8 protein-coding genes are annotated in these 8,325 nt (G+C 65.6%); 4 read left to right on the forward strand and 4 right to left on the reverse strand.

Annotation, left to right across the window (positions count from 1 at the left end; translation table 11 throughout):
- Window positions 1-120: 120 nt before the first annotated feature.
- Window positions 121-2,346 carry an MMPL family transporter gene (locus GO986_RS14730; protein WP_369409398.1) on the reverse strand — a complete coding sequence of 742 codons (2,226 nt, stop codon included), beginning with the start codon at window positions 2,344-2,346 and terminating at the stop codon, window positions 121-123.
- Window positions 2,347-2,490: 144 nt separating this feature from the next.
- Between GO986_RS14730 and GO986_RS14735 the strand changes: the two genes are divergently transcribed.
- Window positions 2,491-2,892, forward strand: a complete 402-nt coding sequence (locus GO986_RS14735; RefSeq protein WP_157460067.1) for a helix-turn-helix domain-containing protein — start codon at window positions 2,491-2,493, stop codon at window positions 2,890-2,892.
- 487 nt (window positions 2,893-3,379) lie between these two features.
- On the opposite strand, the gene GO986_RS14740 is transcribed toward GO986_RS14735, so the two are convergent.
- Entirely contained in the window at window positions 3,380-4,168 is a 789-nt protein-coding gene (locus GO986_RS14740; protein WP_369409395.1) for an APH(3') family aminoglycoside O-phosphotransferase, read from the reverse strand.
- 80 nt (window positions 4,169-4,248) lie between these two features.
- Between GO986_RS14740 and GO986_RS14745 the strand changes: the two genes are divergently transcribed.
- The 3 genes from GO986_RS14745 (at window position 4,249) to GO986_RS14755 (ending at window position 6,384) form a co-directional block, all read left to right on the forward strand.
- Window positions 4,249-4,944, forward strand: a complete 696-nt coding sequence (locus GO986_RS14745; protein WP_369409396.1) for a YqhA family protein — start codon at window positions 4,249-4,251, stop codon at window positions 4,942-4,944.
- A 190-nt stretch (window positions 4,945-5,134) separates the two neighbouring features.
- The gene (locus tag GO986_RS14750; protein WP_157460070.1) at window positions 5,135-6,016 is read left to right on the forward strand and encodes a hypothetical protein; all 882 of its coding nucleotides are present in this window, start codon (window positions 5,135-5,137) and stop codon (window positions 6,014-6,016) included.
- Complete coding sequence (locus GO986_RS14755; RefSeq protein ID WP_157460071.1) at window positions 6,013-6,384, forward strand: hypothetical protein; 372 nt, start codon at window positions 6,013-6,015, stop codon at window positions 6,382-6,384. Before GO986_RS14750 ends, GO986_RS14755 begins: the two co-directional genes overlap by 4 nt.
- Before the next feature lie 63 nt (window positions 6,385-6,447).
- On the opposite strand, the gene GO986_RS14760 is transcribed toward GO986_RS14755, so the two are convergent.
- Together GO986_RS14760 and GO986_RS14765 are read right to left on the reverse strand one after the other, a co-directional pair.
- Window positions 6,448-7,119 (reverse strand): DUF2270 domain-containing protein, encoded by a 672-nt coding sequence (locus GO986_RS14760; RefSeq protein ID WP_157460079.1) that lies wholly within the window; start codon window positions 7,117-7,119, stop codon window positions 6,448-6,450.
- Window positions 7,120-7,269: 150 nt separating this feature from the next.
- A complete protein-coding gene (locus GO986_RS14765) occupies window positions 7,270-7,920 on the reverse strand; it encodes an MBL fold metallo-hydrolase (RefSeq protein WP_157460072.1) in 651 nt (216 codons plus the stop codon).
- Window positions 7,921-8,325 lie beyond the last annotated feature (405 nt).

The raw sequence follows: 8,325 nt of genomic DNA on the forward strand, positions 1-8,325 counted from the left end.
TGTTTCGTTAACAAATCGGGAAAACGCCGATTTGCCAACTCCACGCCCGGAACCCGTTTTTCTCCTTCTCGCTCCGCTCAGATTTCATCGTTTTTGCAAACGATTCAATCGGAGTCCGTATTAATGCTCCAGGCGAATGTGCGGCAGCCGCCGGTCCAGCCACGCGGGCAGCCACCAGTTCCAGCGTCCGGCCAATTTGAGAAAGGCAGGCACCAGCACCAGGCGCACCAGGGTCGCGTCCAGGGCCACCGCCACGGCCAGGCCCAGGCCGATGCTCTTGCTGGCTACCACACGGCCAAAGATGAAGGCGGTAAAGACAATCAACATGATGATGGCCGCACTGGTGATGATCCGGGCGGTGTGCCCCACCGCCAGCACCACCGCTTCATCGTTGCTGGCGCCGCGCAGGTGTTCTTCCTGCACCCGCGAGAGCAAAAAGATTTCGTAATCCATGCTCAGGCCGAACATCACGGCAAACAGCAGCACTGGCAGACTGGCGTCCAGCACCCCCACATCGGCTGGAATGCCCAGCGGCGCGGCCAGCACGCCGTTTTGCACCACCAGGGTCACCACCCCGGCGGCGGCCCCCACCGTCAGGGCGTTCATCAGGATGCTCTTGAGGGGAATCAGGAGGCTGCGAAAAGCCACCATCAGCAGCAGGAACGTGCCGGCAAACACAGCCAGGATGACCGTGGGCAGTGACCCAGTGATGGCGCGGCTGAATTCCTCGCCGCCGATGGGCGCGCCGCCCAGCAGGTAGGCGTAGCCGCTGGCCTCAAGCTTCCGGCGTAGCTGCGTCTCAAGCTGCGGAATCTCGCGGGCACGCAGGGTGCGGTCAGGCACCACGGTCACCCGCAGCAGGGTCCGGTCCTGGCTAAAGGAGCGCGTGGTCAGGACGCTCAGGGCCGCCAGGGCGTCGGCATTGCTGCTGCCCGCCGTATCCGTTAAATCGGCTGGGGTCACAAAGGGACTAAGCACGCCCTTCACCCCGTCCAGGCCGCGCAGGTCCTCCACAAGTGCTTGAAACTTCGCGCGGTCAGCCGGCCCGTAGCGCTGGCCCTGCAAGTCCAGCACCACCTCGAACTGGCTCAGGAGGCCGCCCGCGCCCAGCGCCTCCACGTCTTTCAGGGCGTCGCGGCTCTCGACACCAGGGGTCAGCCCCCAGGCCCCCGCATAGCCGGTCCTCATTTGAAAAGCAGGCGCCGCCAGCACCAGCAGCAGGGCGGCTGACGCCAGCACCGCCGCCCAGGGCCGGGCAGTAACCCGCCGCGCAAAGGTAGTCCAAGCCGCCGACGCCTCACCACTTTGTGCCCAGGTGAGCGTCAGGAGGCGGGGGCTGTTCACCCGCTCGCCCAGCAGGGCCAGCATAGCCGGCAAGGCCGTCAGAGACGCCAGCACCGTCAGCAGCACCGCCAGCACGCCGCCAATCCCAATCGAACGCACGAACGAGATCGGCGGCAGAATCAGCCCACCCATCGCAATCGCCACCGTCAGGCCGCTAAAGGCCACGCTGCGGCCAGCCGTCTGCACTGTGCGTTCGGCGGCCTGGCGAGGGGACGGGACCCGCTTCAATTCCTCCCGAAAGCGGTTGACCATCAGCAGGGCGTAGTCAATGCCGGCCCCCAGGCCCAGCATGGTAATCACGCTCTGGGCAAAGGTGCTGACCTCCATCACGCGGGTCAGGCCGTACAGCCCGGCCATCGCCACGCTGATGCTCAGCATGCCCACCGCCAGTGGGAGCCCGGTCGCCACCAACGCGCCGAAGACCAGCAGCAGCAGCACGCCGATCAGGGGCAGGGCGGTCAGTTCGCTGCGTTTGGTGTCCGACTCGGCAAACTCGGTGAAGTCGTCGGCAATGGCCTGCCCGCCGGTCACGCGGATATCCAGCGCGGCACTCTCGGCCCTTTCAGCGTAGGCGCGCACCCGGCGCAGAGTCTCGGTGGCGCCGTCTTCCAGGGGAATCTGCGCCAGGGTCAGGGCCAGCACGCCGTCCCCGGCCTGTGTGGGCAGAGGGCCGCCCGCCTGCGCGCCCGTCACGCGGGTAACGCCCGCGACCTCTTCCAGCCCATCCAGAAATGTCTGGTAGGTGGTCTGCCCAGCCTCCGTGGTCAGCGGCGGCTGACTGCGAGTGACCAGCACCACCGTGTTCGTGTCGCGCTCATTGAAGCGCTCCCGCAGCAGTGCCGTTACGCGGGTGGCCTCGGCGTCGGTCAGGCCGCCCGCCGGGTCGGCATTCAGGGCGGCGGGCGCGCGGGCGGCAAACGGAATGCTGAGCAGCGCGGCCAGCAACCAGACCAGCAGGATGGCCCAGGGGTGATGGGAGACCAGTCGGCCCAGTGTCTTCACGCCCCGGAGTAGACCACGCAGGCCAGAGACAAACCGGGTGACCCGCAACAACCACCAACTGACACCAACTTGCGCCATCTCTTGACAATAAGTATCAGATAGCGCAAGATAGCGGTATTTGAAAGGAGGTAACAGCATCTGACTATGAGTGACCCTCATGAAGTACTGACACTGGAAGAACTCGCCGCCTTCCTGAAGGTGAGCGAGACGACTGCCTACGCCCTGGTGCGCGGCGGCGAGGTGCCGGGCCGCAAGGTTGGGCGGGAATGGCGCTTTTTGAAAGCGCGAGTGGTGGACTGGCTGATGAGCGCCGGCGCCGAGGCCGCCCATTCAGAAACAGGAGGAAACAATATGGACAAGACCGGCTTTGTGCAGCGCGACGAACTGGGGGGCGAGTTTAAGCAGGAGGGCGGGCAGGAGTACGTGGCCCTGTGGCTCCCTATCACGCGCGAGGAAAAGGCCGCGCAACTGGAGAAAGCAGCCCGCGACGGCGTGAACGTCAGCGAACTGGTGGCCGATTATTTGCGGGACTGGGTGAAGGCGTAACGGCGGAAAGTGGTGAGTGGGCAGTGGAAAAAGCACCGCCCACTCACCACTGACTAGGAGGGCGTTACCAGGGATTGTGAAAGATTTGCAGCTCAGAACTATCTGCCTGAGGCGAAGAGGTCGGTAGTTGGAAACGAAATGATGGTGTCTCTGCCGACGCACCTTGCATCAAAAGAGGGGCGCGCTTACCAGCCCAGGTCTGGCAGCCTGGAGAAAATGGAGCAGCTGGAAGACGTCATCACCTGGCAGTGGTGAGAACTGTCTGGGGCCGCTCTGCTGTGGGCGGCGTCCTCTAATTCTCTGTCCTGACCTGGCCGCCACGCGCGCGTTTCTGGTTGCTCTTGGCTGTCCTGTGCTTGCGTTCTGGCCACTGGCACCCGCTTCTCTGGAGAACACACGGTAAACCTGGCGCCCAACCCCCGACCAAATGAGAGTTGACGGAGAATTAGGGCTTGTCCACTTCCCACTTATCCCTGGCCACTTCCCCTCAAAACAATTCGTCCAGCAGCATGTAATACGCCAGCTTGCCCTCGTCCACCAGCGCGCGGCCATACAGATCGAGGAACATTCCAGCGTACACGTCGCCCAGTTCGCCGCGCACCTCACGCCAGGCTAGCGCCAGGTCAATGTGGCGGTCCGCGATCCCGGCGCGGCCCAGATCAATGAGGCCCTCCACGTACTCGCCGCTGACGATCAGATTGTCCAGGGTGGCGTCGCCGTGGGTCACCACCAGATCCTCCTGGGCGGGGCGGGTGCGGGCCAGTTCGTTAAAGACGCTGACCGCACTGCGGCCCTGGCGCTCCTCGTCAAAGTCGCTTTCATCCACCACCCCAGCCTGCACCCGTTCGCGGGCCAGCGGCAGGGCCACGGCCAGGGTGCGGGTAAACGGACAGTCGCGGATGGACAGGGCGTGCAGTTCGCGCAGGGCGCGGGCCAGCAGGGTCACCACCCGCTCCGGGTGCAGCAGGGCGTCGGGATGACTCATGGAGATGCCGGGCACGCGCGTCATGACCAGGTACTCGGCGTCCGGGGTAACTTCAAAGCCCACCAGTTCCGGCACCGGCACCCGCCCGGCAAACCAGCGCAGCCGCTCGCGCTCCTGCTGCAAGGTGCTGCCCGCGTGCGCCTGCCGGGGCTGAACCTTGACCACAAAGCGGGTGCTGCGCCACACCGACGCGCCACTTGCTCCGCCGGTCACCCGTTCCCAGCGGGCGGCGGGTAGGGCGCGGCGCAGCGGCTCGGGCAGGGTCAGGCGCGGGGCGTCAGCGGGACTCACGCGGCCCAGCATAGCGACCCTCAGGCAACCGTAAAGCTGGGCGTACCCGCCTGGCGAGGCCCTGTGGGCATCATGTCAGCGTGACCCGCCCCTCTGCCCCGCCGGCCATCCAGCCCCCAGAGGAACCCTCCAAGCGCGAGTGGTTCAGTGAGGTGATTGGCCGCACGCGCTTCGTGGTGCTGATTGCCGTCATTGCCGTGCTGCTGGTGTCGTTCAGCCTGTTTTTGCAGGGCACGCTGCTGGCCCTGGTGACCATCTGGGACTCGTGGCGCGACACCTTCGTGGAGGGCGTTGCCAGCCAGAAGGGCGACCTGGCCGTGGAGTTCCTGGAAATCGTCAGCACCATGCTCAAGGCGGTCGTGTTTTACCTGATTGGCGTGGGGCTATATTCGCTGTTCATCACGCCGCTGAACCTGACCTCGGCGCTGGGAGTGGAAAGCCTGGCCGACCTGGAACAGAAAGTCGTATCGGTCATCATCGTGATTTTAGGGGTGACCTTTTTAGAGCACTTTGTGCGCTGGCAGGAGCCGCAAGAGACGCTGTATTTTGCCGGCGCGCTGGCCCTGGCCGGCGGGGCCCTGGTGTTTTTCCAGCGGGTGCATCAGGGCACTGGCGGCGACCTGGCCCAGCCGCAGGCCAAGTTGCGCGCCCGCCAGGAGCTGTTTGAACACCACACCGAGCAGCGCCACATTGACGACCACGACGTTGAACTGGCCGAGGCGGCGGTGCAGGCCAAGCTGGACGGCAAGGCCGACGCTGAAGAAGGCAGTGGGTAAAAAGAGGGTGGGGCGTGGGTTGTAGAGTGTGGGAACAGCCTGGCTTGGCAGGTGTGCTGCGCAGGACAAGCTGAGCAGGGGGACAGCGGCAGCCTGATGGACTGAGTTCCTCATCTTTTCCCACTGTCCACTCCCCACTTCCTCCTGCACGGGACAAGCGGCAGCCCCCCAGAGGCGTACACTGTCCAGAATGAGGGTTGGTCTGCTTGAATCACGCGCCGCGCGGCTTCCGGGCTACTGGGCGGCGTATCTGAAAGAACTGGGGGCCACGCCTGTGACCCCCGCCGTCAGCGACGCGCAGGCACTGGAACTGGGCCGCGAAAGCCTGCCCGGCGAGCCGGCCACCGTGCAGCTGACCCTGGGGCGCATTCTGGGCCTGACGCGGGTGGACACCGTACTCGTGCCGCAGTGGGCCGCCGTCAGCGGCGACGCCTGGAGCGAAGCGCTGCCTGAACTGCTCTCGCGGCGCATCAGCGGGCTGCCCACGCTGCTGGGGGTACCTGACCAGCCGGACGCGCTGGAAAACACAGCGGCCGAGGTGGGGCTGCGCGTGACCCAGAACGCCGGCATGGTGCGCCGCGCCCTGGAAAAGGTGCGCCCGCTGGGCCAGGACGCCCGCGCTGCGCCGCCCGTCCTCAGCCGGGGCAGCCGCGTGACGGTGGCCGTTATTGGCCCGCGTGCCCTGATGGGCGAACACCTGCTGACCCACCCTCTACGCGCGGCCCTGGACGAGCTGGGCCTGTATGGCGTGTTCAGCACAGACCTGAGTGTCCCCGAGGTCCTACGCCGCGCCGAGCGGATGCCCGGCGACGCGGCGCCCGGTGACCGGGAACTGTTCGGGGCCGCCTCGTTGCTGGGCGGCAAAAGTGCCGTGCGCGGATTCGTGCTGGCGGTGCCGGCCCGTGACGGCGCGGCGCAGGCGGCCGCCGCACGACTGGCCGCCGCCCAGCACAAACCCACCCTGACCCTGCAGCTGGACGGCCAGAGCGAGTTCCCCGACCTGGCGGCCTTTCGTGACCGCGTGACTCTGGGCCGCTTTGCCCTCGACCCCATAGAGGAAAGCGGCGCATGAACCTCTGGCGCTGGCTGACCACCCCCGACCCAGAACCAGGATTTACCACCGGCAAACTGTTGAAACTGGCGGCGCGCGTGGCGCTGTTCGCCCTGGTGGCGACCCTGGTGAGCAGCCTGCTGAGCCTCACGCCGCTGGGACCGTACCTGAATACCTGGTGGGGCAGCCTGCTCTTTGTGCTGGCGCTGTATCTTCCGCTGGCGCGCTTTCTCAATGTGGATACCTTTGTGCCGCGCCGCCTGCAAGCCCGCGTGGACGCCCGCACGTCGGGGCAGACCAGCAAGGCAACCCGCACCCAGCGCCGCAAGGAACGCCACCGCTACGCGGGCGTGCGCAAAAGCGCGCCGCGCTCCGGCGGACGGCGCTGACCACCTGACTCCTCCTGTTGCCAGCCTCTGTGAAGCCTGTTCACAGAGGCTGTTTGCTCTTCCCTACCCTTCTTCCAGCGGATAGGTCTGGGCCGCGCGCGCGGCCAGAAACACCAGATGCAGGTAAAAGAGCCCCACCCCCAGGAACACCAGCCAGCCGGGGAAATTGCCGATGTCGGCCAGGGCAAAGGCTTCTGGGAAGGTCAGCATCCACCCCTTAGGCTGGCTGAGGTCCAGTTTGGCCAGCCAGGCCAGCAGCACCGCCGCGTAAATCCACAGGTAGTTGCGGCTCAGGCGCCAGCCCAGAGCGTCGGCGCGGGACATGGGGCTGCGCGGCTTACTCAGCTCGGCCAGCAGCAGCTGGTGCCAGTCAGGGTCTACGCGGTCACCCAGCATGGCCGGATAAAAAAAGCGTTCCATGATCCGGACCCGGTGGTGCGCGATTTCAAAGGTGCGAAAGCGCCGCGCCTCCAACCGCAGAAAAAAGTAATTCATGAACATGGAAAACAGAAAGGTGGCGTGGCTGTTGTTCACGTCCCCCAGGGCAAAAGAGGCCAGGCCAGCGGTGGTGACCACCGACCAGTTGGTCGTCATGTCCAGCCGCTGCCGGTAGGCGGTCATCTTGCCAACTTCGGCGCGGTAAAGGTGAATCAGGGCGTTGGCCGCGTTCGTGGTGTAACTCACGTCCGTCAGTCCGCCTAACCCCGCGCCGGGGCCACCGCCCACGCCGGGCATCAGGGACGCCACCTGTGCATGGGTTCAGGGTAGCGCACCCGCCGTCAACAGCGATCTTTCGCAGCAGAGCAGGGACACAGGCACTGGCAACTCGTCCACGGCAGGCCAGAGAGACGCGCCGCTCGCTTGGGGAAAGCGCGGGCCCAGCCCTCAGCGCAGGAAGGGGTTACTCCTGCGCTCGGCGCCCACAGTCGTGCGGGGGCCGTGGCCAGGGTAGACAGCCGTGTCTTCCGGCAGGGTCAGCAGTTCGGCCGCGATGCTGCGCAGCAGGGTTGGATGGTCACCGCCGGGCAGGTCGGTGCGGCCAATCCCCCCCTGAAACAGCGTATCGCCAGCAATGACCAGGCCCGGCGCTGTAAACACCACATGCCCCGGCGAGTGGCCCGGCACTTCGCGGGCGGTGAGCGTCAAGTCGCCTGCGGTGAAGGTCTGCCCCTGGACAATTTCCTGGTCGGGGGCTTCGGGTTGCGTAAAGGGCAAGTTCCAGCGGCCCGCACTCGCCGCCCCCAGCTGATAAAGAGGCTGGTCAGCGACATGCAGAAACACCGGCACCTCCAGCGCTTCCCGGAGGGGCTGCACCGCGCCGATATGGTCAAAGTGCGCGTGGGTCAGCAGAATGGCGCGCACCGTGACGCCGCTGCCGCGCACCAGGGCCAGCAGCCGCTCGGCCTCGTCGCCAGGGTCAATCAGAAACCCTTCGTTCTGCTCGCCGGCGATCAGCAGCGCATTTTCCTGAAGGGGGCCGGTGGGCGTGGACCACAGGCGCACGGGGCCGTGGGTCTGGGGGCGGGGCGCAGTCATGCCCGGCAGTGTAACGGCGGCAGAGACCAGTCCTGAGCCATTGCCAGCTTTCCTCAATCGGTTTGGCCGACTGCATCTGCAATGAACTCAGACCGTCAAGGAGCGGGTGGGCGGGGTCAAGAATGCCCTGCATTGTGAAACTTAGCAGCCAGCGACTTGAGACGCGCCTCATTGCCTTTAGAGGAACAGCGGCGTGAGTCATCTGAAGAGGCAGGAAAGCAGCATGATGATTCTCACTTCGTCAGCTTGAGGACCGAGTTTGGCGTTGGCGTGCCGCTAAGCAAATTTGCCCCAGCGCCGTTCAGACACTATGAGCGGCGCTGAGTTCTGCTCTGAGATAGAACAGCGTCGTCCTTCGGCGTTGAGTCCATCAGGCAGTACACACCTGGGCGCTCTGACATGAAC

Source organism: Deinococcus arboris (genome assembly GCF_009755355.1).
GTDB lineage: Bacteria > Deinococcota > Deinococci > Deinococcales > Deinococcaceae > Deinococcus > Deinococcus betulae.